Source organism: Burkholderia sp. SIMBA_051 (assembly GCF_046534915.1).
Taxonomy (GTDB): Bacteria; Pseudomonadota; Gammaproteobacteria; order Burkholderiales; family Burkholderiaceae; genus Burkholderia; species Burkholderia ambifaria.
In genome coordinates this window covers 1-269 of sequence record NZ_JAWRXS010000315.1, presented here as the reverse complement: position 1 = coordinate 269, position 269 = coordinate 1, and the positions used below count along the sequence as shown (strand labels likewise).

At 65.4% G+C, this 269-nt stretch carries 1 pseudogene; it reads right to left on the bottom strand.

Features of this window, described 5'->3' with window-relative positions:
- Nucleotides 1-269 (bottom strand): annotated as a pseudogene (locus tag SB771_RS34680) (DUF4123 domain-containing protein); the annotation flags it as partial.

Sequence of the window (269 nt, the reverse complement as noted above, 5' to 3'; positions counted from 1 at the left end):
CCAGCGGCAATGGCGACACCAGATGGATCAGCGCATACGCGCCGCTATCGCTTTGGTGCAGCCGCTTCAGCAGGCGCAGCAATTCCGAGGTACGCGGCTCGCCGGGACCGCGCCACAGTTCGAAGCGCGTCAGGTCATCGACCTCGATCAGCAACGGCGCGATGTCTTCGTAGACCGCCAGTTCGGTGCCGACCCAGATGGAGCCATGGCTCAGATCCGCGCTGGCCCGAAGCGGAGCGGACAGTTCGGCGTGGCCGCGAAAATCCACC